Source organism: Bifidobacterium asteroides, from assembly GCF_009683175.1.
GTDB lineage: Bacteria > Actinomycetota > Actinomycetes > Actinomycetales > Bifidobacteriaceae > Bombiscardovia > Bombiscardovia asteroides_H.
This window is the reverse complement of the sequence record NZ_WKKW01000001.1, coordinates 783807-808444: the sequence shown is the minus strand read 5'-3', so window position 1 is coordinate 808444 and position 24638 is coordinate 783807. Positions and strand designations below refer to the sequence as shown.

The window sequence follows — 24638 nt, the reverse complement described above, 5'->3', positions numbered from 1 at the left end:
GTAATGGACATGTGTTATTGCTGTCAGTTATGCACATTGATGCCTTACCATGCACTGCAATTTTGCATTAAAATAAGAAATTAGCTGTAATTTTGCACTTTAATGCAAAATTACAGACAACGAGGAAGGTGGGTTCCGATGGAGAAGATGTCTCAGGTTACGGTGCGTATATCCGATGCAGACAAGCAACAGGTGGATTATATCGTGAAGGAGCTTGGTCTGGATATGACTACGGTCACCAGAGCCTTTTACAAGCAGATCATTCGGGAGCAGCGGATCCCCTTGGACTTCAGCTTGGATCTACCTGCCGAAACCGAGGAGGCCTTGGAGGAATCGCGCCGTCTGGCCATGAGGGGAAAGACTAAGGGGTACGAAACAGGAAAGGATTTGGTGGATGGCGTGCTAGCAACTGCTGGCGTGGACCAATGAGGCGGGCGCTGGTTCCCACTGGTGCTTTCGCGAGAGATCTGAAGCGCGTGGCTTGCAGGCACGTCCCATTGGAGTCGGTCGAGGAGGTGCTTGATCTGATAGCAGAGAATTCCGAAGCGTTGATTCATATATTGGAGGCGTGTCATTAGATGCATATTCTGCAAGGTTATGCAGCTGTGTATGAAGCCTTTGCATGCAGCACCGAGACTTGTTACTGGAAGCAGTCCTGCAACTTTATCCCCGACTAGTTCCTTGCCAATCAGAGCCTGATAGACACGATACAGCCCTCTTCGATAATAATGTCAATAATGCTGCTTATTGGAATTTATAAGACTGTCTAACTAGCGTGTTCTTTTCCGGCAAAACAGCCATGAAAGTCGGTATATCGTAAGGCCATATTTCCCCGACCCACATATCCAGGGGAGGCTTGAGATATTGCTCCGCGTGAACTGGGGATAATATCTTACGCACGCTTATAGTCCGTTAAGGCATGAAAGGAGTAGGCTCTTTGCCTCATTACAAGGTACAGGCACAACCGATGAGTGATATAGCAAATCTACAGTTATTGTTGAATATATTTTATAGGGTATCACAAATCGTTAAAACGAGAGGTCGAGACAAAAGCGGCATTATGTGTTCATGACGGCCCTAGTAATTGCAAACTCTTTATCTGCCTCAAAATCACGGGAGCCTATGAACTTATAACGCCACTAATCTTAAAATGATATACAGTTACGAGAAAAGTCGGCAAACGAGTCTTTAAAGGGTACCTTGGGTATACACCTTCTCGGGCTTTATGCTCTTTAGTAGTCGCGAAGTTCGTTTGACATCGCCTAATTTGTCGAGTGTCTTGTAAACATCTGTTCTGATCACATATCTTTGTTCGCTATGTGTAGCATAAATCGCAACTTGCTGGATGAGATTCATATCGCTAACCGCTATTTTATATGAGCTTTTTGTGTCACCAGCAGCTGGGTTTACGAACAGTATGCCTTCACTGCGTTTATAACCATCTAAGTATCCGTGCAACTCTTCCTCTTCTGGCTTTTCGGGATTCGCTTCCATTGCTTCTATTATTCGTGTAACGCCATCCTGCGTGAAGCTTAACTGCATCGGTTTCATATTCTTTTGGATGATAATGCCGCTTAAAGTCCAATCTGATTTCTTCACGGTATTTACCAGTGAATTGAGTGTCTTCCTTGCCTTCGGTGATAGTGCTGACAATTGTGCGTCCAGTGTTGAATTATTGTCGTCGCCATCTATGTCCGAGGCCGTTGTAAGAACCATAGACACTTTTTTTAAAGCAGTGCTCTCGACACTTTCAGCGTCTTGCACATTTTCTAATATGTCACGGCTATCAGTAATATCTCTAGGCGCCTCTATCGTCACAGCGAGCGAGCCCGGCGTGAAGGCTGTAACAAGCAGTTGTGGAGACCTCCGTTGTGCGCGTAGCTGAGTTTTTGCTACTTCATTTACCGTTTTTGATATCAATTGCAGGAATTTGCCGACATTAACAGCTGTTGCAGCATGATTCTCGGTTTTTGGTTCATTGATATGAATGACGGCCTTTGCCTGCTCTGGGTCCGTTAAAGAAATTAACAATTGCTCCTCAGATAGACCTTGTACCGCCATATGTAGGTTGTCCAAAGCCAACATGCGCGTCGTATCATTTTCTATCGTTAGAATGCTGTTCACCATGCTTGTAAAGTTCCGCTGGCGATCGTCTTCTCTGGCTGAGGCTATTGATTTCATTACTGCTTCACCTCCAAATAACCTTTATTGGTCTCGTCGGTGTTTAGATAGTGCTTGCTCTTGTTTACTGCGCTCCAAAGCTCGTCCCACGATTTAAGAGCAGGATCATCAAACGTCGCATTGGTGACATCCTTGCATGCTACAGCGAATGCGTCAAGCATTCCGCCGAAAGGTTGAACACGGTATTTACGGTCAAGCATGCGGGGCTGAGTAGTCAATTGAAGTATGGACTGGGGATCACTGTTCTCAAAATTGGTCTTGTTGACCAGAAAAGCTACATCAATATCGTGGGGTTCCTTTTTAGATGTCACAAAACTGCCGTTAACAAGAAATCTACAGTCGCCGAAAGTTGATTGACATTCTTTGCGCCATAATTTAAAAGCTTGCCATAAAACAAAGCGTCTGTCGCTAAATAGAAAAGTTGATTCAACTTCGGTATCGTTGCATTCATACGGTTTTCCAGGGCCGCGATAGGGTAACAATCCTTTTTGAATCAACTCTGATTGTGACGGAAGTGTCATATCATGTATAGTACTCTCGCCGAGGGATAATTTCATTCAAAGCTCGGGTTCCTTAATGCTTGATAGACTTATTGAAGAATTAGAAATTGTCTTTACTTGTCGGCGAGTCGTATAGCTCTATTCGTAACATCAAAGTTCTTAAACGGTATCCTGTTGGCTATAAAAGGGTTTCCCGTTTTGAAGCTTCTACAGTCATAAAGTCTGGATTAATTGCAAAAGAGAAGCATACAAATCTTTAGGAAAGCCGAGTGTAACTCTGAGGCGTGTTCAAGACCGTCTTCAGATTCTGCATCTATCTATACGAATTACCATTCAGGATGGACGGGTGTATTCCTTGCAGAAGTGGAAATGTTGCAGAGGGTCATGTTTATAGAGGCTATATGAGCAAACCGCCGCTCGTAACGGCCATGGATAGATAGTTTCTATCGGCGAGGAAAGCATACTCTCTATTTAGCTATAGCGCGGCATGTCCGTTATCGAGTATAGGGAATATGACTGCCATTGCTTCCCACACGGCGTGCGCTGTGTCTTTTGAGGTATCAATGTAGCCGTTGCTTACGACACCGTGTCATTTTAGGCTAGCTAACACCCGATCTTGGACTCGAGGTAGGGCGCAATGCAGAATTCGGCAATTTGACCTATGTCACCTTGCTTTAAGATGCCGTCCATCCAAACATTTCACTGCAGTTTTAGAACTATATGGATGGGGTTGCGATGTTAAAAGAATAGGCCGATGATATACATTCTGCTTGTTAAGGAGTGTCTAGAGTGTGTTGTCAGTAAGGATGGCGCGTTTTGGATTAGTCTCAAGACTCTTCCGGCTGATTCAAAGAGCAATCCACCTGTGATGTTGGCGAGGCGATTTACTACCGTAGCCCGCGTATCATAAAAGACTTATGGGCCAAGAAGAGTCAGAACGGTGATATAGCGATTATCGGTGAACGAGTAATGGTCCAACTGGTAAATTTTTAGAGACGAGTAGAAAGTCTATTAGTGAAGCGTAGTCTGCACTCGTGAATTTACCTTGGTGCCTCCACTGGGTGCCTCCAATGGCTTGTCCAGTTTACGCATAAAGCACCAGGCTTAATGTAATTGGTGCCCCCCGTGGGACTCGAACCCACAACCCACGACTTAAAAGGACGCTGCTCTAACCATTGAGCCAGAGGGGCAACATGGCACAGTATACCTCATACTCGGCCGACGGCACATCGCGGCGGCCTGTCCACTGGATGGCCACATAGGGCCGGGTACCGCCGGCCGACTCTTCCGATTGCCAGACTCGTCGCTGTCTGATGTTCGGCCCGTCCCTTTGCTAATGTCGTGCAGGAGTACACCGCGTTGAATGAACATCACGGGATTTCGGGGAAAGAGTGAAGCCTCTGCCGACGGAGCGCGAGACAAGAGACAAGAAAGACAAGCACCATGCTTACACATCACCCATCCACATTCACTCCTCTTGAGGGGGCTTGGACCATGACAGCCCCTTGGACCCCTCCGGCACCCAAATACTGGTCCATCAGAAGGCCATCGCTGGCAACATCAAGATCTCCCGGGGCATGCGTTCCCACCTGACTCCGGGTGACTTCTATGACATCAGCTACGGCGGCGTGGTCAACGGCCATCGTTCGGATGGGCCGCATTCCTGGCTGATTCCCAGTGACCGCTGGGAGGGCATTGTGGACTGGCACTGGGCCTGTCAGATGCAGCAGGCATAGGTTATCCGATTCGGGGTGGAGTACCTGCGCTCGCTGGAGCCAGTGAATGCCGGCACCCTGGTCTGGCAGCTCAATGACGACTGGCCGGTGATCTCCTGGGCGGCGGTGGACTATGACGGGCATCGCAAGCCCCTCTGCTTCGCCCTTGCGCGATTTCATCGCTCCTCGTCTAGCCTCCATTCAGCCCGAGGTCTCAGAGGCCTACCGGGCTGAGTACAGTTGGGCTGGCATGCCTGTCATCACCGACCAGCTGGCCTTGGTCATGGTCAACGATATCCGTCGGGCCTGGGAGGGTCAGTGGGGGGTGGAGCGCCGCCGCTTGGATGGAACCGTTCTGGCCACTCAAATCACCCGGGTCACTGATCGGCAGGGGAGCAGGCCCAGGTGGTTCTGGAGGCCGCCGTGGTCACCTTCTGTGGCCCCGCCCAGTAGATTCTGGTGTTCAGCCCCGACCGGCCAGGTTTTGCTAGGGTCATTTACAATCCGGCCAGGGTCGTCGCCGGGTCCTCCAGCAAGACTCTCTCGAAGCCTCTATTGAGGCCGAGGAGTGCGGCTACCGATTGACCCTGACTGCTCGGGCGTATGCCCCCGACGTCTTCTGCATGGTGAGCAAGGCGGACCCTGCCGCCTCAACCGACGGCGGCATGGCCACCATCCTGCCCGAGCCGGGTGGTCGGTGTCTGTCTGCATGGCACTTTCCACCTCCCCTCTGGCTGCCGAACTGACAGCCCTTATTCATGTCTCATGCGTGTCAATTCCTTTCGTGGTAATTGTGAGGTAAGTTAATTAATTAGGTCTCGGCTGCCCGCTGGTGTATGAGCAGATTCGGACAAAGAAGTGCAAAGACCCGCCAGAAGACCGCAGACCCAGGCAAACCCACCGACAAGACGAATTCCAAGGAAGGATTTCGATGAATCTGGATTATCTCGCCAATATCAAGCCATCCCGCCGTCAGCTTGATTGGCAGCGCATGGAGATGTATGCCTTCATGCACTTTGGCATGAACACGATGACCGACCGCGAATGGGGCCTGGGCCACGAGGATCCTGCCCTCTTCAACCCGGCGGACCTGGACTGCGACCAGTGGATGGAGACCTTTAAAGCCGCTGGCATGACAGGGGTGATCCTCACCTGCAAGCATCACGACGGATTCTGCCTCTGGCCCAGTGCCTACACCGATCACAGCGTGGCCAGCTCTCCCTGGAAAGGAGGGAAGGGCGATGTGGTCCGCGAGGTCTCCCAGGCCGCCCACCGTCACGGCCTCAAGTTCGGTGTCTACCTGTCTCCCTGGGACAGGACCGAGGCCACTTACGGGCAGGGCAAGGCCTATGACGACTACTATGTCAACCAGCTGATAGAGCTTCTTACCCACTACGGACCCGTCTTCAGTGTTTGGATGGACGGAGCCAATGGTGAGGGACCCAACGGCAAGATCCAGGCCTATGACTGGCAACGCTATTTCAACGTGATTAGGGCCCTTCAGCCGGAAGCGGTCATCAGTATCTGCGGACCTGATGTCCGTTGGTGTGGCAACGAGGCCGGCAAGGCACGCGAAAACGAGTGGAGCGTGGTTCCAGCAACCCTCAGTCATGCAGAGTGGAAGATGGGCAAGGGGGAACTGGACCACCCCGCCAACCCCGATTGGGTTGTGCGTTCTGAAGATGAGGATCTGGGCAGCCGCAAGATCCTTGAACAGTATGGTGGCCCCCTGGTCTGGTACCCGGCTGAGGTCGACACCTCCATCCGGCCCGGCTGGTTCCACCATGCCAGCGAGGACGACAAGGTGCGCACGGCTGACGAGCTTTTCGACATCTGGTCCACCACTGTCGGCGGGAATGCCAATCTCGTGCTCAACGTGCCGTCGAACGCCCAGGGGAAGATCAGCCAGCCCGATGTGGATTCCCTGACCGGTCTGGGCCGCAGGATCCGTGAATTCTGGCAGGGGGCCGTCACCGAGGGTGCCAAGGTGTCCGTCTCCTCCAACGCCTGCGGGAGTGACCCACAGGCCCTCCTGTCCACTGGTGTGGACTCCGGCTGGTGGCTGGCCGCTGCGGATGATGAGCATCCCACCGTTACCATTGATTTCGACCGTCCCCGACAGGTGGATGGGCTCATCCTTCGTGAGCACATCGAGGTCGGCCAGCGGGTGGAACAGGTCGTCATCAGTGCCGAGCTTGACGGTGAACTCCGCCAGGTGGCAGAGGTGGGGGCCGTTGGGTATCAGCACTTCGCACAGGTCGGTCCACTGACCACTAGCCACCTGGAGGTCAGTGTGACCAGGTTACGTGGCCCCGTGGCCTTGGACACCTGCCTGGTCCGCGAGGGTGGTGCCAGGACCGAGTAAGACAAACACGGGGCTAAGGCAGGCTGCCACCATCGTGTGGCTGGCCGCTGTGACTGGATAGACGGGGTATTGAACAATCTGCCGGGGCTTCTGCGCACGGGCGGCAACATCGGCTATTCGGTTCGCCCGGATTGTCGTCGGCGGGGCTATGCCGGGCTGATGTTGGGTCTCAGGGCAACATTGTTACGTTACCTGGTGGTGGGAAAGCTCAAAGAGCAACCGCTCACTACAACTGCCCCGTCGGTAAAACGTACAAGTATAAAGCATGGGTAGATGTTGATTTATTGCACTACGCAGATCCGGCTGCATGAGGCTGGTCGAAAGAAATCTCCGTAATCTGCAGACGCTAGTCGTATGTTATCGAATCCGCTATTCGGCTTCTTTCACAGCATTGTTAATATCCTGAATGGCGGATTCGATTAAATCTTCTCTTGTGGTTTCCGGAGCGAAAATCTCATTGATCAGTTCGATCAGACGTGCATTGAATTGTTCCATCTTGTGCTTGGGAACTGCAAGCTGCGTTCTTCCTATGGTTGCGTCATGCAAGTAATCCCTGAGGAATACGGGAACGTTCTCGTATTTGACTTCGTAGTCACTGGTATTTTCCTGTCTGGAAAAGCGGGCCGTTACTCCATACTGCAAAGTAACAGAGAAGTCTTCAACGCCGTTCCGTTCGATACTGTTCCCTGACAAAATGCACTCCCTCCAATATTATTCAAAGCTCTATCTCATCATGCGAAGAACCGGAATGTTGCCTAGAACATCCAACGTTGTCTAGCGGTTGACACATTCACAGCGACGACAAGAGCACAGGTATTCATCTGCCAAGTCTACGCAATTATTGGGTTCGGTTGTCCGGCATAAGTGAGTAATTGGACGGACTCGTACGCACATTTACTATGCTTGCTACCTATTTTTGTTCCACACCAAACGTCTATTTTGGGGATAGCAAGCGTAGCTTTGGGGGCAAGACTCACTCCTGTTTCGCCGGACTGTGGGATATCCGAATCCGATAAGATCTGCTATGGCGGCTCTAGAACCATTCGCCGGCTTTCCAGTCGTCGATGATGCTCACACCCCGATAAGCTTCATAGACGCGATCAACAGACTTCTTGAAACTTTGTTTAAAACTTCTCGTAACGTTCGATGAACTGAATTGTTGGTAGAGCAGTTGCCAGGGCACGAGTCTAGGCTCTCAAGTTAAGGATATGTCTACCAGAGATCTGCACCGAGCCATTCACGCAGTGGCCGATGGGGACGCAGTGCTCACCCCCCGCATTACAGCAGAGCTCATCAACCGCGACAGAGCCTATGCCCGGCATGAGGTCAGTGATCCACAGGCCAGACAGCAGCTGGATAAGTTGACCCCCAGGGAGTACGAGATAGCCGGGCTCATCGCTCAAGGGCTCTCCAACCGGGAAATAGCCCAGCGCCTCACTCTCGAAACTACTTCCGTCCGGCGCTACGTAAGTCGCATACTCGACAAGACCGGTCTGCGAGATCGTACGCAAATTGTCATCACATGGTTTCAGGCCGGAATGTCTGACTGACGATCCCTGATCAGTTGTTCCGGGCATCGCGAGGAGAAAAGCAGAAAGAACAATAGATTCCAGAGCTACGCTTTCGTTGACCTGATGAAGCTGAAGCTGGGAACTGAAGAACAGAACTTAAGTTTGGAAGAACCTTGTTGAACATTGTGATTCTTGCTGTATTGAGTTCCGACTATTCACCCATGTGTGCGATGTCCCTGTGGCGCTTGTCCTCTTTGAAAACCCCAGTTCCGTTGAATGCTGCTCAGGTAAGCTGAAACACAAAGTGGTGGTCAAGCACTCGACAGAGGAGGTGGACCATGAGAATCCATCTGGTGAGGTTGGACCGGCCGGGGGCGGTGGATGCCGAAATGATCTGGGAATATCTGCAGGCCTGCCGTTCTCAGCCTCAGGATGAAGCGGCTGGTCTCGGCCCCTTGGAGGGCTGCCACAGCCTGGATGAGGTTCGTCGGTTTGGTCTGCCGGAGGTGGCTCGTCAGGCGCGTGGTGATGATCTGCCGCCGGGGTTTGTGCCAGCTCTGCAGTTCGCCGCCATGGACCCCAGCGGCAAACTGGTGGGGATGATTCAGCTGAGGTTGCAGCTTACGCAGGCGCTTCTGCGAGTGGGCGGCAACATCGGCTATTCAGTTCGTCCGGATTGTCGCCGGCTGGGCTATGCCGGGCTGATGCTGGATGAATGTCTTCGACAAGCTGCCACTCTGGGCATGAGTAGGGTCCTGATTACTTGTTCCCCGTCGAATCTGGCCAGCCGCCGGACCATCCTTTCGCGTGGCGGGCAACTGGAGAATGTGCTCTCCAGCAGATCTGGTCAGCCAGTAGAACGGTATTGGATTGATTTGTCTACGAAACGAACAGATCGGTAAACGCAATCTTGGATGCAAAAGCAGCTTTCATGTAATTGCTTCCTGGCTAGGCTCTCTGCAATGATTTTCTCCGGCTATGACGTATATGCGCATCCAGAACGCGAACTTATTTTAAGCTTATTTTGAGCGAATGCCGGTTAGTGTATATTTTGTTTTTATGCACATTCCGTGCATTATGTACGACGGCAAAGGAACCGCCATGAGACAAACAGCTTCGACACAGAAACCATCCGATAAGCCGCAAGTCATTGCTGTCAGGTTTTTTGCCCTGGCATTTATTCTCGCCCATGTTATATCGTTTGCCACCGGTTCACAGTTCTGGGGTTCATGCACATACCCAGTAGCTTGGCTAATGATGATTGTCTTCATGATGGTAAGAGACTGGCGGCGAAACGGTGAAGGCCAGCATCATTCGAGATAGCCAATACGCGAAAAGGGCGAAATAGTGGGTTCCGTCGATAACTTGCAGAGTTTCGCATCATCGCCGTCGCTGTTCGTTCGCGCGGTCTACTGTTGTCGGCGGTCAACCTCCCCACTGGTGAGCATGAGCCGGGGGAACAAGCATCGCACTTTTCTCAATATCCGCTTTTACTGATACTGGTATGGCTTCTCTTACCAAAGTGCCGATTGGGAACAAAGTAGATGTACCCGTCCGCCCCTTGGTGGCCCGCTTGATAAATGGGAATATGCTGTTCCAGCTGCAGGTAAACCAGTAGTGGAATCAGTGTTTGCCAGTACGTGCTCTTGGATGCCATAATTTGTGGGACGGTGGCGGTTTTATGTCTGATCCAGCTTGTATTTTATTAGAAAATGCCTGAAATTCTGGGCTCATGGGTGAGGAAAGAATATGGATTAATAAGCTATCGTAGTTGAAGCAGATGGTCTCATGGAAAAGACCATCGGAGCCAAAATCACCATACTATGCTGGGCCGGAATTTGGACTGATTCTTTCCTCCACCTGCGCAGACTCAGCAAATTGAAATGGTCATGAATAGACAAGCAGCAATAGACGACACAACCCGCGCTTTACCACATCAGTATTGACGCTGAAAGGCTCTGGAATGGGCAATATCGAAGTAAGCGTATCGAACCTTACTGTTCGAATAAAGAACAAAACGATTCTCTCTCATCTTTCATTGGAGGTTGAAGAAGGGGCCTTCCATGGGGTCATCGGGCCAAATGGCGCTGGGAAGACAACCCTGTTCACCGTCTTGGAAGGACTGCAAAAACCGGCTGAGGGAACGGTCTCCGTTCTGGGCAAGACGCCCTATCCACGCAACTTGGCCCTGCTCCGCCGAATAGGCATCCAGCCTCAAAAGTCGTCCTTCTTCCCTAAAACGACGCTCTTTGAGCACCTTACCGCAGTGGCGGATATCTACCAGGTGCCCCGGTCGCGTGTGGACGATCTTATTGATGCATTGAAACTGGATCATGTGGCATCCAACAAGGTTGAATCATTATCCGGCGGCGAACAGCAGAGATTGGCTATCGCTACGGCCATCGTCCATCATCCTCGGCTGCTCTTTCTAGATGAGCCCACTGCCGCCCTCGATCCGGAGTCACGCCATGATCTTGTGAGCTTGCTCAAATCGAATCAGCAATTGGCCGCCACGGTTCTTTATACGACGCACCATCTGGATGAGGCGGAGCGGTTGTGCAGCATGGTTTCGATCTTGGCGGATAAGCATATTCTCGTGACGGCCAGTCCCAGCAAGCTTATTGCGCAAGCAGAGATGGAATCGACCATTCTTCTTCCAAATGCCTTGGATCACGCTGATCAAGTAGCCCATCTCGTGGGGGACGACTATGTAAAGGTCACGCCCGATGGTCTAACAGTACGCACCCGGGATACCGGAGTTACTTTCGCAAAATTGGTTGATTCAGGGATCAATACAAGCCAGGCGCAAGTCAAGGATGGGCGTCTGGAGGATGTCTACCTTCGCCTTCTCGAAAAGGAGAACGTCAAATGAGCAGCTTCAAAACTCTATTCAAATTGATGTTCCACTACGATATTCGTGACTGGTCCACCCTGGTTTTTACCTTTCTCTTTCCGATAGCTCTGTTATTGGCGCTGGTCCTGTCTTTTAAGAGCTACGTTCCTGGAGTTGATATTGCCAGTCAAATCAGCGCCAATGTCATTGCATTTGGCGCGGCCTATGTGGGTATTTTTGCAGGTGCTTCGCACCTTGCTCTCTGGCGTGAGAATGGCATGCTTCAGACGGTTCGCAATTTTCCTCTATCCTGGAATGTGATTATCCTCTCCCAGGCTGTTGTGGGTATCGTCGTCCTCCTGGCGCAGGCTGTAGTGCTTGTCTCTTGGGAATCATTATGGGAATGAGGCTGAAACCGACATTTTTGTCGGGATTGCTTCCCCTCGTTCTTGGCTATCTTTTGTTCTTTTTCCTGGGTGTCATTATCGCCATGATAATTTACTCCATCGCAGGGGTATCCATCCTTGCGAACATCATTATTCTGCCCCTTGGCTTCATCGGCGGAGCCATGATGCCGCTCAATATGCTACCGTCCTGGGTGCAGACCATTGCCCCGTATACGCCTCTATATCATATGAGGGAGGCCTTGTCGATGATGCTGATCGGATCGGGGACCTGGCCTCATGCCTGGCTCGGGATCCTATACCTGGCTGTGGGCTGCATTACCTTAGGACTTGTTTCCATATACGGTTTTCGCTGGAAATAATACTGGTGGCGGTTATGTACCGTTACCGCCATTGCAAGGGACTTGTCGATTTTTGAATGTCTTGATTTCTTGAATGGTAATTGCAGACCTGGCAGAGCGTGATTCCCGCAGAAGCGTTACTTCTCACTTGCAGCCGCCTCGCGTATAAGAAAGATACTGAGCATCCGCTGACCCATCAGTGTGAAAGAGACCGATAGATTCCTCGTGTCTTAGCGCGTCTGTGGCGTTCTTCTGAGAGAATGGCGTGTATGGTCTGGCTGATTGTCCTGATATGGGTGCTGGTGGTGGCGGCATTCATCGTATTCGTCATGCGTCTGGCGCTTGGCGAGTCCCAGGACCGTGCTTTCTCTCAGTCGCTGAATGAGCGTGTGCACAGGGCCGCCCGCCGTCAGCAGGAGCGAGAGAATCAGCTGCCGCGTGTAGCAGGGGGGCATCTGTCTTTCGCCCCTGGATCGGGCGAGGATGCATCAACCGCTGAAGATTCCGAACATCCCTATCCGGTCTATGTCAATTCCTCCTCCGTGGTGGAAGTTCGAGGTATGCTGGCCTCCGATTCCACGGACGAAATAAATCTGCCCCCGCCACCGAGCAGCGATTCCGCATCGTCGGTCAGCCCGAGACAACAGAAGAATGCCGCGCAGTTGGCTTCTACGGCCTCTGGGCCTCCAGCTCCCAGGAGCTCCACCCTGCGATCACCCAGCCCTGAGCCTTCGCGTTCGCAGCGACGGGAGCCTCAGTCCACCACCTCCGACGTCATGCCTGCAGTCAAGAGCGGTTCGCAGGCGGGAACGAGCTATCCAAGCGGAAAGTGATCGTTGGTGGTGACCGTCTGTGTCCCTTTTCGCCTTTAGGCTGGTACCTATGACAACACAGCAGCTCCTTATTCTTATCGCGGTGCTGATCGTCCTGGTGCTGGCCGTGGTCGGCATTCTGGTGGCGGTCCGTAAACGCCGGTCCCAGGGGGATTCCACTCGCTCCGACAGGGTGCAAGAGTCTGATGCCTCCCCAGCGGATTCGCATGCATCGGGTGCTTCCCCCAATCTGGACGCTTCTACGGGTTCCGGCTCAGTCGATTCAAAGGAGTCCAGTCAGCCGTCCTCGGTTGAGCAAGCGGCATCGTCGGCGCAGGAGGAGCTGGCTCATCCGGAGGCCTCTGCATCCCGTATGACCAGACTCAAGGCCAGGCTGGCCAAGAGCCCCAACCCCTTCGGCAAGGCTCTTTTTGCCATTCTGACCAAGGATCATCTGAGCGAATCCGACTGGGAGGATGTGGAAGACACACTGCTCATGGCGGATGTGGGCGCCGAGGCCAGCGAACAGCTGGTGAAGCAGCTGCGCGACGATGCTCGGATCACAGGGCAGAAGGACCCCGCAGCAGTGCGTCGTGGCCTTCGTCAGCGCCTGATCGATCTGGTCGACCCCAATATGGACCGAACTCTGGCGGCTACCCGACCTCAGGCCAACAGGCCGTCGGTCATCATCATGGTGGGTGTCAACGGCACGGGCAAGACCACCACGGCGGGCAAGCTGGCCCGGCTCTTCGTGGCCGATGGCAAGTCGGTGGTCATGGGGGCCGCCGACACCTTCCGTGCCGCCGCCGCTGACCAGCTGGAAACCTGGGGCGGCAAGGTGGGCGTGCCTGTGGTCCGCAGCGACCGTGACGGTGCCGACCCGGCCTCGGTGGCCTTTGAAGCGGCCGAACGGGCCAAAAATGATCAGGCAGATGTTCTCATTGTGGACACCGCCGGGCGCCTCCAGAACAAGGCCAACCTCATGGATCAGCTGGGCAAGATCCGGCGGGTGATCGAGAAGAACCTGCCCGTGGACGAGGTTCTGCTGGTCCTGGATGCCACTACCGGGCAGAACGGGATGATCCAGGCCAAGGTCTTCGCCCAGGCCATCGGGGTCACAGGCATTGTCCTGACCAAGCTGGACGGCTCGGCCAAGGGCGGCATTGTCATATCTGTCCAGCGGGAGCTGGGCGTGCCCGTCAAGCTGGTCGGGCTGGGCGAGGGGCCCGACGATCTGGCCGTTTTCGATCCCGAGTCCTTTGTCGACGGCATCCTGGGAGACGAGTAGTCCGGCCGGCCGGTTGGTCATAAGGTGGTCATCCAATAGTCACCCACAGGTAATGCGGCGGTGACCTGACCGTCATCCTCTTCCTGTTTGATGAATCGGGAAGTGGAAGAGAATCTGACGTAGGCTGTCCGGAGGGAAGTCCTCGTTATTGGGAACTGCCCGCCCGGATGGGGAAAAGAGAGGTGTAGGCATGGATTCTGGAAATGCTGCCTGGATGCTGGTAGCGGCATCCATGGTTTTCCTGATGACTCCAGCGGTGGCTTTCTTCTATGGGGGTATGGTCCGAGCCAAGGCCGTGCTCAACATGATGATGATGTCCACACTGGCCATTGCCGTGACCGGGATCATTTGGACCCTCTGGGGATGGTCGATTTCCTTTGCAGGCAAGGACATCGGCGGTGTCTTCGGCGACCCCATCACCGGCTTCCTGCTCAAGGACACGGTCACAGCCAAGAATGGGGTCTTCACCTCGCTTGATTCCGCAAACGCTGCCTATCCGCATACGGTGGATATCGCCTTCCAGGCCGCCTTCGCCATGATTTGCGTGGCCCTGATCTCGGGAGCCCTGGCAGAGCGAGTCAAGATCAGCACCTGGATGATCTTCGTGGCCCTCTGGGTCACCTTGGATTATGCACCCATGGCCCACATGGTCTGGAATCACGGACTGCTGGCTGCCGATGGACCCATCTCCAACGCCATCGGGGCCCAGGCGCACGATTTCGCAGGCGGTACGGTCATCCACATCAACGCGGCAGTGGCAGCCCTGGTCATTGTGCTCATCATCGGCAGGCGCATCGGCTTCCCCAAGGAGTCCATACGTCCCCACAATGTGCCCATGGTCATGCTGGGCGCCTTCCTGCTCTGGTTCGGCTGGTTCGGTTTCAATGCCGGTTCCGCCTTCGCCGCCAACGGCACGGCTGGATATGCCTGGGTTTCCACAACCATAGCCGCCAGCGGCGCCACCCTGGGTTGGCTCTTTACTGAACGGGTCCGCACCGGGCATTACACCGCCATGGGTGCTGCATCCGGCATGGTCGCCGGCCTGGTGGCCATCACTCCGGCAGCCGACGTGGTTTCCCCGCTCTGGGCCATGGTCATCGGCCTCTTGGCTGGTTTCGTCTGCTGCCTGGCCTGCGGGCTCAAGTTCCGTTTCGCCTACGACGACTCCCTTGATGTGGTGGGCATCCACGGCGTGGGTGGTTTATTGGGCACACTGTTGATAGGCTTCTTCGGTACGGGTACGGGCTTCCTGGCCGGCGGCAATTTCCGGCAGCTGCTGGTTCAGTTCCTGGTGGCGTTGATTGCGATCATCTACGCAGCTGCAGTAACCGGTGTGATCGCCTTTGCGCTGGAGAAGACCATTGGTTGGCGGGTCAGCAAGGATCAGGAGGTCATCGGCGTCGATCAGAGCGATCAGGGTGAGAGCGCCTATGACTTCGGGTCCATTCTGAACTGATCAGAAAGGAAGGCAGCATGAAACTCATTACCGCCATCGTTCAGCCCGGGCGGCTGGATCAGATTAAGCAGGCCCTGACCGAGGTCGGCGTGCACGGCATGACCGTCTCGTCAGCCCAGGGCTATGGTCGGCAGGGAGGCCATAAGGAGGTCTACCGGGGCAGCACTGTCAAGGTGGACCTGGTTCCCAAGGTGCGCCTGGAGGTGCTGACCGAGGATCGCCGGGTTGACGAGCTGGTCGACACCATCGTCCAGGCCGCCGCCACCAACACCGTGGGCGACGGCAAGGTCTGGGTGCAGACCCTGGACTCGGTGGTCAGGGTCCGTACCGGGGAGACCGGCGTAGACGCCATCTGAGGCAGCCACCTGCTGACCAGTTTCGCAGGATCCCGCCGCTGTGGCCAATTTCATGGTCCGGCGGTCGGGGTCCTGCTTTTCTATGTCTTTTCAGGCTTCCTTGGCTTGGCTTATCGTCCCCATCCAGACATCGGTGTGCGTTCTCAAGCCATTGCAGATGGCCCTGACGCCGATGAAGAGGACATTGAGTACGGCCCAGAGCATGGCTATCCGCCAGGTGGGCGTCCAGTTCATGGCCAGAGCCGTCATACCCAGCAGGCCGATCAGGTAGATCACAGCCGTCAGGGAGCAGGTGGCTGCCAGGTAGCGATAGTCCCCGGCCCCGATCAGGATCCCGTCCAGTGCCCACATCCATCCGGCGACGGGCATGAAGACTCCCTGAACGATCATGCCCACGGTGATCAGCGACCTGATGGCTGGCGTGGGGCTGAACAGGGGAGCGGCGAAGAGTCCCAAGACGATCATGACCAGTCCGACCAGCACTCCCATGGCCATGCCGGCCCTGGCTGACAGGTCGGTCATGACTCGTGCCCGTGACCGCTGTCCGGCGCCCAGTTCGGTGGCTACCAATGACTGACCGGCGATGCCTACGGCATCCAGCATGTTCAGGCCGAAGTTCCAGGCCGAGTTGACCCCCTGATAGGCCGCCAGCACCTGCTCGCCCAGGTGGGCTGCAGCCACCACGGTCATAAAGAGGCAGACCCGCAGGGCCAGGGTCCGCAGGAAGAGCGGGAAACCGTCGCCCATGCTGGCCGCCATACCTGAGAGCCGGGGCCGTAGCTGGGCGCCTTCCCGACGGGCCCAAACCAGGGCGGGAATGGTCAGGAAGAGCCCCATGGCCCACTCGGCGATCAGGGTGGCCACGCCCGAACCCAGAATGTCCATGTGCAGGCCGAAGACCAAAAGGACCTCCAGGACGGTATTGAGGATGGCGCCTGACACGGCGGCCACCAGGGTGATCTTTACCTTTTGAAGTCCGCGGAAAATGCCGTTGGCTGCGTAGACCAGGAGCATAGCCGGGAGGCCGAAGACCAAAGCATTCAGATAGGTCTGCGCCGCCTGCAGGACCGGCCCACGGGCTCCCATCAGGCTGCAGATGGGCCGGCTCAAAGCCAGGAGAACAGCGCAGACGACCAGGCCGATGACGAAGGCCAGCCACATGCCGTCCACACCGGCCTGCATCCCCTCCCGGCGACGACCGGCGCCCATGAGTCGGGCCACCTGGGAGGTGGTCCCGTAGGCCAGAAAGATGCAGAGCCCCACGGTGGTCAACACCACGGTGGATCCGATGGAGAGCCCGGCCAGGGCCGAGTCGCTGATGTGGCCCACGATGGCGGTGTCGATCATGACGAAGAGCGGGGAGGCGATCAGCTGGCCGAAGGTGGGTATGGCCAATCCAGCGATGGTCCGGTAGGTCGCCCGCCGCTCTTCCGGCGTGATTGATCCGGGCTTGGTTTCGGGGATGTTCCTGTGGCTACGCATGGACGCCATGCTAATGCTCTGGACTGAAGACACAACCCCGGAAAGCCAGTCCGTGGACGCCCTGCCGGTAGGTGCAATATCACCAAACAGCTCTGAGCGCAAGCTGGATTGGTGATGTGGAAGACTGTCCCCAAGTTTTGCACAGAGTTGTACCCATGAGGTGGATAAGTTGCGCACATGTCCTCTAGGACACGCCTTGAATGTGGATAACTTATTTTTCTGTACACATACATGGCGACCCTGTGCCCGTCCAGTACGGTCGGCGCGTCCCGGTGAATGCCTTGGGTGAAATCCGTCTCTTGGGGCTGCCAAGGACGGTCCTCTTCGTAGAATCGTGGCTATGGCTTCCGACGACTATACCGACTACACCCATCCCGAACAGCGTCCCACCGATCATGCCCAGACCGGCCGTGACATGCTCTTCGATCGGGTGCCCCCGCATGATGACGATGCGGAGATGGCCGTGCTGGGCGGCATGCTCATGAGCAAGGATGCCATCGGCGAGGTCAGCCAGATGATTGAGATATCCGACTTCTACCAGCCCAAGCACCAGACCATCTACGAGGCCATCGTCACCCTCTTCTCGGCCTCCCAGCCGGTGGATGCGGTCCTGGTGGCCAACGAGCTGCTCAAGTCCGGCGACCTGGAGAAGGTGGGGGGCACCGACTATCTGCACTCCCTGGTGGCCTCGGTCCCGACAGCCGCCAACGCCACCTATTATGCGGAAATCGTCCACCAGCGGGCCATCCTGCGCAATGTGATCGCGGCCGGCACCAAGATCGCCCAGCTGGGCTACTCGGCCGAGGGCTCCCAGGCCGAGGACATCGTCAACCTGGCCCAGGCCGAGGTCTACGAGATGAGTGTGGGCAGGGTCCGTCAGGATTACGAGGCCATCGGTCCGGTCGTCCATGACACCCTGGACCAGTTGGACAAGCTGCAGAACGGCGACATGGAGCGGGGCGTGCCCACAGGCTTCAAGAGCATCGACGACGTGACCCAGGGCCTGCAGCCCGGGCAGATGATTGTGGTGGCCGGCCGCCCTGCCATGGGCAAGTCCACCCTGGGCATCGACTTCGCCCGCGCCGCGGCCCTCCACAACAACATGACCACGGTGGTCTTCTCCCTGGAGATGAGCAAGACCGAGCTGGCCCAGCGCATCATCTCGGCCGAGACCGACATCCCCCTGGTGGCCCTGCGCCGGGCGGACGACATCACCCCCGAGCGCTGGAACACCCTGAACACCTTCTGGAGCAGACTCCAGGATGCTCCGCTCTTCCTGGACGATTCGCCCAACATGAGCCTGATGGAGATCCGCGCCAAGTGCCGCCGGCTCAAACAGACCAACGACCTGAAGCTGGTGGTCATCGACTACCTGCAGCTGATGACCTCGGGCAAGCGGGTCGAATCCCGCCAGCAGGAGGTCTCCGACTTCTCGCGCGCCCTGAAGCTGCTGGCCAAGGAGCTGGAGGTTCCGGTGGTGGCGCTGAGCCAGCTCAACCGCGGTCCCGAGATGCGCAACGACAAGAAGCCCATGCTCTCCGACCTGCGCGAGTCGGGATCCATCGAGCAGGATGCTGACGTGGTCTTCCTGGTCCACCGGCCGGACTTCTACGACAAGGAGGACCGCCCGGGTGAGGCCGACATCATCCTGGCCAAGCACCGCAACGGCCCCACCGACACCTTCAAGCTGGCCTTCCTGGGCGAGAAGTCCAAGTTCAAGGACATGCCCCAGGACTACCAGCAGGGAGGGGTCTGATCATGCGGTCCACGACTTCCAAGACGCAGCCTGCCGATCAGCCCGGTCGTCCCCGTCGGCCTTGGCGTTCGCTCCTGGCCCTTCTGGTCGGCAAGGCGGTGCGCCTCGTTTCGCGTCTGTCCCATCATGGCGGTTCGGCCCTGCCTGGCAAGGTGGTCGAGCGGATCGACCCGGGCTTCCTGGCCAGGACCCTGTCGGGGCTGCCCCGTGGTGTGGTTCTGGTCTCGGGGACCAACGGCAAGACCACTACCACCCGGATGGTGGCCTCTATGCTGGAATCCCTGGGCCTCAAGGTCTTCACCAACCCGACCGGGTCCAACTTCACCCGTGGCGTGGTCTCGGCCTTGGTCTCTACATTGGGGCTGTCCGGCCGGCTGCATGCCGACATTGCCGTCCTGGAGCTGGACGAGGCCTATGCGGTCCACTTTGTGCGACAGGTCAAGCCCCGCTACGCCCTCCTGCTCAACGTCATGCGTGACCAGCTGGACCGGTTTGGGGAAATCGATACTACTGCCCGGCTGCTGGGTCAGGTGGCACAGGCCACCACGGGCACGGTGGTCCTCAACCGTGAGGATCCACGCATCGCCAGGTTGGCCGCCCAGACGCCGGCCCGGACCGGTGTGGCCTACTTCGGTCTGTCAGATGACCTGCTGACCTATTTCCCCACTGATGACGACATGCATGCCTCGGACCGGGACGCCGATGGTGCCGGTGCGATCAGCGCTTCCCGTCCGGTCCGCCCCGGTCACCGGTTGCCAGCCGAGGTGACCCTGGAACGGGTCATGGACCACAGGGCCTCCTTCCGCCTGGACGGTCGGCTTCTGGAGACCGATCTGCGCCTGGAAGGTGTCTACAACCTCTACAATGCGGCCGCTGCCCTGGCGTTGGTGAGGGTCGTTCTGGAGGACAAGGAGCCTGATGATGCAGCGCTCATGGATGCCCTGTCCAAGGTGACGCCCGCCTTCGGCCGTGGCGAGGTCATCACCTACCAGGGCGCGCCGGTTGAGCTGGTCCTGGTCAAGAACCCCATGGGCTTCCGACTGGCCCTGTCCTCCTTCGACCCTGCCGGCCAGGACACCATGATCGCCATCCGCGACGAGTATGCGGACGGGCGTGACATGAGCTGGCTCTGGGATGTGGACTTCACCTCGCTCAGGGATACCGGTGTGGCCATGGTCTCCGGCACCCGGGCCTACGACATGGCCCTGCGCCTGGCCTATGACCAGGTGCCCACGGATGCGATCGAGACCGACCTGGATCGGGCGCTGACGGCCTTCCTTGAGGTGCACCCAGGCCGACCCAAGCGAATCTACTGCACTTACACCTCAATGCTTCGGCTCCGGTCCGCCCTCGGCAGGATCACGAGCGTGGACGATGCCGGGGTGGGCGCATGAGCGAGCGAACCAAAAGGAGCGCAGGAATGCTGCAGCCGCAGGATAAGACCAAGGCCGTGGGAGACCATCCGCCACTGCAGATCCTCTCCCTCTATCACCGTGACATGAACATCTACGGGGATTCGGGCAACATACTCAGCGTGACCCGCAGGGCCGAGCTGTACGGATTCCGTCCCACGGTCCGCTATTACGATCCCGGTGATGCCTGGCCGGAGCGGATCGATATGATTCTGGGCGGCGGCGGCCAGGACCATGGCCAGGAACGGATCATCGACGACCTGCGAGAGCGGGGCGGGCTTCTACATGATCTGGCCGACCAGGATGTGCCCATGCTGATGATCTGCGGGCTCTATCAGCTCTTCGGCCATTATTTCGAGACCTCCGACCATGAGCGCCTGGAGGGGGTCGGCATCCTTGACGTGCATACCGTTGCCAAGCCCGAGCGGATGATTGGCAACCTGGTGGAGCAGGCAGAGGATTTCGGCAGGGTGGTCGGCTACGAGAACCACTCGGGCCTGACCTACCTAGGGGAGGGGGCCCAACCCCTGGGCATGGTGACCGAGGATGGACGCGGCAACAACGGCAAGGACCACACCGAGGGGGCCCGCTGGAAGAAGGTCATCGGCACCTATATGCACGGGTCGCTGCTGCCGAAGAACCCGGCCATCACGGACTTCCTTATCGAGGGGGCAGCCGAAAGGCGGTACGGCCAGGGCACCTTCGCCCAGATGAAGACTGCCATGGACCAGAAGAGCCGGAGCGAGCTGGAGCGCCTGGACTCCCTGGCAGATCAGGCCAGCCGTATCGCAGCCTCCAGGCCCAGATGAAGGGGAGCCTGCGGTTCCGTCTATGGTTCCTTCGGTTGCGGCAGAGATTCTGATCAGGAATCAGAGGGCAGTGCCGGGGAAAGGTGCTGCGGTCCCTCTTGCCATGGTGTCGAATCGGATCGGTCAATGATTACCGGCTAGACTGTAAAGAGAGACGGCCGCTCGTCTCTTGGCGGTCAAAAGAGCCCGTTACTTCAAGGGCGTATGAATGCTGGGAGGCATATCATGTCGGATTTGCATATCGGTGACGGATTGCACAAGGTGCTTCTGGCTGGCATCGGAGCCTTGGCCACAGGCGTGGAGAAGGGCCAGGAGGTCATTGACAACCTGGTCAAGAAGGGTGAGCTGACGGTCGAGCAGGGAAAGATTCTCAACACTGAGCTCAAGCGGAACAGACAGAACCCTCCCGCACCTGCACCTGCATCTGCACCTGCTGACAGCGCTCCTGCACCGGCTGCTGGCGCGCCCAGGCCTGCGACTCATGTTGCTCCTGATCCCCGCCGTCCAGACCATGAGCCCCTGGCACCAATGCCGAATCGTCGGTCAGGGTCCATTCCCATCACATCCAATGATCCCATTGCGGGTCAGCAGGGCTGAAGGCGGTCGATTACTGTCAGCGTCGGTCGTCTGCGCCGGAATGTCTGCCGCTGGTCGGCCATGCGGATAAAGGACGCAGGTGAGTGGTGAGTATGGATGCCATGAACGGGCATGATGCCCCTGTGCAGACCATCGGCCTCTTCGGGGTCGGCACGGGAGAGCGGCAGGGGGCGGCAGTAAGGATCCGGCACAGGCGTGGCAGGGCCCGTCGACTGGCCGAGATGATCCGCATTGCCAACCGGTTCGACATCATCCATGGTCTGACCCCGGTCACCATGCGCCGATTGTTCGAGGCGCTCGGGCCCACTTTCGTCAAGGTGGGCCAGATTCTCTCCATGCGTTCGGAGATCCTGCCGGAGGCCTTTTGCCGTGAGCTCTCCAAGTTGCGCGCCGACGCGGATCCCATTCCGTATTCCGTGGTGATCAGCACACTGGCCACCGAGTACGGCCGTCCGCTTGACCAGATCTTCTCCTCCATAGATCCTGTTCCCCTGGGGTCGGCTTCCCTGGCGCAGGTGCATCGTGCCCGCCTGGTCAGCGGTGAGGACGTGGCCGTCAAGGTCCAACGCCCAGGGATTCAAGAGACCATGGCCCAGGACATCGACATTCTGCGCAGTATGGTCAAGTGGGCCTCCCGGTTCGTTCGCAGTACCCAGGTGATCGACATCCGCGGGGTTGTCGAGGAGCTCTGGGAGACCTTCCAGTCCGAGGTCGACTTCCAGCAGGAGGCCGCCAATCTGGCTGAATTCAAGGATTTCTGCGACTCATACGCTTACATCGACTGCCCGAAGCCCTATCCCGAACTGTGCACCAAGCATGTAGTGGTGATGGAATACATCGACGGGATATCCCTCTCACGGCCTGCCCAACTGGTGGCTCAGGGCTATGACCTGAAGGAGATAGGCACCAAGCTGGTCGACAACTATGCCACTCAGATCATGGACCGGGGCTTCTTCCACGCCGATCCGCACCCCGGCAACATCATCATCCGCGATGGCTGCATAGTGCTGATAGACCTTGGCATGGTCGGACGTCTGGATAAGGTGACCAAATCGGCTTTGAAGGACATGATTTTTGCGGTGGGCCGCGAGGATTCACCGGCCCTTGCCCAGGGACTGCTCCGCTTCGCCGGCACGGGCGAGGCCAGGGCCGAGGACTACCCCTATCTTCTGGCCGACCTGGATGCGGTCGTCCAGCGGTTCGGCAAGCTGGATCTGGCCGATCTGGACATCGCCGAATATGTCAATGCCGTTATGAAGCTGGCCGCCCGGCATGGCATCAAGGTGCCGGGGTCGGTCACCATGGTGGCGCGGTGCCTGGTCACCCTTGAAGGACTCTTGGACGAGTTCCTGCCCGAGGCCAACATCGTGCAGATCATCACCGATCATGTCGCCTACAGCCAGGGCACGGGATCCATCCTCAAGGAGGAGACCCGGAAGCTGGGCGTCCAAGGCGACTTGGCCCTGCATGGCCTTTTGGGCGCCCTGGCTGAGTCCCAGACCGCAACCAAGATGCTGACACGGGGGCAGCTGCGCGCCAATGTGCAGCTTGTAGGCTCCGAGGAACCCCTGCAGCAGCTGTCTGACATGGTCAACAGGCTGACCATGGCCCTCATCGTCGTCGGCCTCTATGTGGGCTCCTCAATCGTCTACTTCGCCCGCATCAAGCCGGTGGTCTTCGGTATCCCGGTGGTCAGCATGCTGGGATACGTGGTGGCCTTCATCCTTTCGGTCTGGATAGTCCTGGACATCCTGATCAAGCATCGGGCCCTCAAGCGTCGGCGACGCAACGGCGAAGCCTAGGCTGAGAGCCCGTCCATCCTGCACAGATACAGATACTGTCTGATGCTGAATCAGCTGGCGAAGTCCTCCACGGTTTCAGGATCCTCGTGGTTCATGAAGGCGGATTTGCCGGTGTCCATGGCCCGCAGGCGGGCCATCTCCTGGTCGCTGAGCTGGAAGTCCCAGATGTCGAGGTTCTCGCGCATGCGCTCGCGGTGGGTGGTCTTGGGGATGACGATGACCCCGTCCTGGACCAGGAAGCGCAGGGCCACCTGGGCTGCGGTCCGGCCGTGCGCTTGCCCGATTTCGGTCAGGGTCGGATTGGTGAACATGCCTTGGCGTCCCTCGGCGAAGGGTCCCCAGGACTCGATCCGGGTGCCGTACTTGTCCATGTAGGTGCGTTCCTGGGGACGCTGGTGGAAGACGTGGGTCTCCAGCTGGTTGACGGCCGGGACGATTCTGTTGAACTTGACCAAGTCCACATACCGGTCGGCATAGAAGTTCGAGACGCCGATGGCCCGCAGGACACCCTGGTCATAGAGGTCCTCGAGGGCATGCCAGGCTGCGTAGTAGTCGTTGAAGGGCTGGTGGAGGAGGACCAGGTCCAGGTGGTCCGTGCCCAGCTTCTTCATGGACTCCTCGACCGAGGCCTTGGTCTTGTCATATCCGTAGTTGGTGATCCAGACCTTGGTGGTCAGGAAGACCTGGTCGCGGTCGAGGCCGCTCTGGGCCAGGGCATCTCCGACGGCTTGCTCGTTTCCATAGGCCTGGGCCGTGTCGATGGCCCGGTACCCGGTCTCCAGAGCATCCAGAACCGAGCGGCGGCACTCGTCCAGGTCGGCGATTTGGTAGACGCCGAAGCCTTCCATGGGCATGAGGACGCCGTTGTTGAGTTTGACGGACGGGACGGACGTGGATGAATCATTCTGCATGGTGTTGTGCTTCTTTCTTGGCAGATTGCTTGACGGAGTTGGTTAAAGGCGGGGCATGCCTCTCAAATCTGCTTGTTCAAGGATAAGGCCTTGAAGCAGCTTGAAGT

Annotated in this window: 22 protein-coding genes, 1 tRNA gene and 1 pseudogene; 18 read left to right on the top strand and 6 right to left on the bottom strand. The window is 56.9% G+C overall.

Annotation, left to right across the window (positions count from 1 at the left end):
* Window positions 1–138 precede the first annotated feature (138 nt).
* Window positions 139–429 (top strand): type II toxin-antitoxin system RelB/DinJ family antitoxin, encoded by a 291-nt coding sequence (locus tag GKC41_RS03510; protein ID WP_154312937.1) that lies wholly within the window; start codon window positions 139–141, stop codon window positions 427–429.
* A 759-nt stretch (window positions 430–1188) separates the two neighbouring features.
* Here GKC41_RS03510 and GKC41_RS03505 read toward each other — a convergent pair.
* From GKC41_RS03505 to GKC41_RS03495, 3 genes are all read right to left on the bottom strand, one after another.
* The gene (locus GKC41_RS03505; RefSeq protein WP_154312936.1) at window positions 1189–2181 is read right to left on the bottom strand and encodes a hypothetical protein; all 993 of its coding nucleotides are present in this window, start codon (window positions 2179–2181) and stop codon (window positions 1189–1191) included.
* Window positions 2181–2738 carry a DUF6932 family protein gene (locus GKC41_RS03500; RefSeq protein ID WP_154312935.1) on the bottom strand — a complete coding sequence of 186 codons (558 nt, stop codon included), beginning with the start codon at window positions 2736–2738 and terminating at the stop codon, window positions 2181–2183. The genes GKC41_RS03505 and GKC41_RS03500 overlap by 1 nt, the downstream gene beginning before the upstream one ends.
* Before the next feature lie 1057 nt (window positions 2739–3795).
* Window positions 3796–3871: transfer RNA gene (locus GKC41_RS03495), tRNA-Lys, on the bottom strand.
* A 297-nt stretch (window positions 3872–4168) separates the two neighbouring features.
* Here GKC41_RS03495 and GKC41_RS03490 point away from each other — a divergent pair.
* The 3 genes from GKC41_RS03490 to GKC41_RS03480 all read left to right on the top strand — a co-directional run bounded on the left by GKC41_RS03490 (window position 4169) and on the right by GKC41_RS03480 (window position 6761).
* A complete protein-coding gene (locus tag GKC41_RS03490; RefSeq protein WP_154312934.1) occupies window positions 4169–4417 on the top strand; it encodes a hypothetical protein in 249 nt (82 codons plus the stop codon).
* 112 nt (window positions 4418–4529) lie between these two features.
* A complete protein-coding gene (locus GKC41_RS03485; RefSeq protein WP_154312933.1) occupies window positions 4530–4955 on the top strand; it encodes a hypothetical protein in 426 nt (141 codons plus the stop codon).
* A 372-nt stretch (window positions 4956–5327) separates the two neighbouring features.
* On the top strand, window positions 5328–6761 hold the full coding sequence (locus tag GKC41_RS03480; protein ID WP_154312932.1) for an alpha-L-fucosidase: 1434 nt from the start codon (window positions 5328–5330) through the stop codon (window positions 6759–6761).
* Window positions 6762–7130: 369 nt separating this feature from the next.
* Here GKC41_RS03480 and GKC41_RS03475 read toward each other — a convergent pair whose 3' ends face one another.
* Window positions 7131–7454, bottom strand: coding sequence for a hypothetical protein (locus GKC41_RS03475; protein ID WP_154312931.1), 324 nt, complete (start codon window positions 7452–7454; stop codon window positions 7131–7133).
* 515 nt (window positions 7455–7969) lie between these two features.
* Here GKC41_RS03475 and GKC41_RS03470 point away from each other — a divergent pair.
* The 9 genes from GKC41_RS03470 (at window position 7970) to GKC41_RS03435 (ending at window position 15762) form a co-directional block, all read left to right on the top strand.
* Entirely contained in the window at window positions 7970–8311 is a 342-nt protein-coding gene (locus GKC41_RS03470) for a response regulator transcription factor (RefSeq protein ID WP_229281576.1), read from the top strand.
* Between the two features lie 299 nt (window positions 8312–8610).
* On the top strand, window positions 8611–9174 hold the full coding sequence (locus GKC41_RS03465) for a GNAT family N-acetyltransferase (RefSeq protein ID WP_154312930.1): 564 nt from the start codon (window positions 8611–8613) through the stop codon (window positions 9172–9174).
* A gap of 1061 nt (window positions 9175–10235) precedes the next feature.
* A complete protein-coding gene (locus tag GKC41_RS03460) occupies window positions 10236–11144 on the top strand; it encodes an ABC transporter ATP-binding protein (RefSeq protein WP_154312929.1) in 909 nt (302 codons plus the stop codon).
* Window positions 11141–11512 (top strand): ABC transporter permease, encoded by a 372-nt coding sequence (locus GKC41_RS08790; protein WP_229281575.1) that lies wholly within the window; start codon window positions 11141–11143, stop codon window positions 11510–11512. Before GKC41_RS03460 ends, GKC41_RS08790 begins: the two co-directional genes overlap by 4 nt.
* Window positions 11509–11871, top strand: coding sequence for an ABC transporter permease (locus GKC41_RS08785; RefSeq protein ID WP_229281574.1), 363 nt, complete (start codon window positions 11509–11511; stop codon window positions 11869–11871). The genes GKC41_RS08790 and GKC41_RS08785 overlap by 4 nt, the downstream gene beginning before the upstream one ends.
* Before the next feature lie 248 nt (window positions 11872–12119).
* Window positions 12120–12683, top strand: coding sequence for a hypothetical protein (locus GKC41_RS03450; RefSeq protein ID WP_154312928.1), 564 nt, complete (start codon window positions 12120–12122; stop codon window positions 12681–12683).
* Window positions 12684–12732: 49 nt separating this feature from the next.
* Window positions 12733–13950 (top strand): signal recognition particle-docking protein FtsY, encoded by a 1218-nt coding sequence (ftsY, locus tag GKC41_RS03445; RefSeq protein WP_154312927.1) that lies wholly within the window; start codon window positions 12733–12735, stop codon window positions 13948–13950.
* A gap of 190 nt (window positions 13951–14140) precedes the next feature.
* Complete coding sequence (locus GKC41_RS03440; RefSeq protein ID WP_154312926.1) at window positions 14141–15406, top strand: ammonium transporter; 1266 nt, start codon at window positions 14141–14143, stop codon at window positions 15404–15406.
* A gap of 17 nt (window positions 15407–15423) precedes the next feature.
* Window positions 15424–15762 carry a P-II family nitrogen regulator gene (locus tag GKC41_RS03435; RefSeq protein WP_015022571.1) on the top strand — a complete coding sequence of 113 codons (339 nt, stop codon included), beginning with the start codon at window positions 15424–15426 and terminating at the stop codon, window positions 15760–15762.
* Between the two features lie 90 nt (window positions 15763–15852).
* On the opposite strand, the gene GKC41_RS03430 is transcribed toward GKC41_RS03435, so the two are convergent.
* Entirely contained in the window at window positions 15853–17244 is a 1392-nt protein-coding gene (locus tag GKC41_RS03430) for an MATE family efflux transporter (RefSeq protein ID WP_418904386.1), read from the bottom strand.
* A 415-nt stretch (window positions 17245–17659) separates the two neighbouring features.
* On the opposite strand from GKC41_RS03430, the gene dnaB reads away from it, so the two are divergent.
* The 5 genes and pseudogenes from dnaB (at window position 17660) to GKC41_RS03405 (ending at window position 23620) form a co-directional block, all read left to right on the top strand.
* Window positions 17660–19000 carry a replicative DNA helicase gene (dnaB, locus tag GKC41_RS03425; RefSeq protein ID WP_033510868.1) on the top strand — a complete coding sequence of 447 codons (1341 nt, stop codon included), beginning with the start codon at window positions 17660–17662 and terminating at the stop codon, window positions 18998–19000.
* Window positions 19000–20394, top strand: a complete 1395-nt coding sequence (locus tag GKC41_RS03420) for a MurT ligase domain-containing protein (RefSeq protein WP_418904385.1) — start codon at window positions 19000–19002, stop codon at window positions 20392–20394. The genes dnaB and GKC41_RS03420 overlap by 1 nt, the downstream gene beginning before the upstream one ends.
* 26 nt (window positions 20395–20420) lie before the next feature.
* Entirely contained in the window at window positions 20421–21221 is an 801-nt protein-coding gene (locus tag GKC41_RS03415; protein WP_154312923.1) for a type 1 glutamine amidotransferase, read from the top strand.
* Between the two features lie 225 nt (window positions 21222–21446).
* Window positions 21447–21698: pseudogene (locus tag GKC41_RS03410) on the top strand (hypothetical protein); the annotation flags it as partial.
* Window positions 21699–21910: 212 nt separating this feature from the next.
* On the top strand, window positions 21911–23620 hold the full coding sequence (locus GKC41_RS03405) for an ABC1 kinase family protein (protein WP_154313088.1): 1710 nt from the start codon (window positions 21911–21913) through the stop codon (window positions 23618–23620).
* Window positions 23621–23670: 50 nt separating this feature from the next.
* Here the strand turns inward: GKC41_RS03405 and GKC41_RS03400 are convergent, their stop codons facing one another.
* Entirely contained in the window at window positions 23671–24531 is an 861-nt protein-coding gene (locus tag GKC41_RS03400; RefSeq protein ID WP_154312921.1) for an aldo/keto reductase, read from the bottom strand.
* Between the last annotated feature and the right edge of the window lie 107 nt (window positions 24532–24638).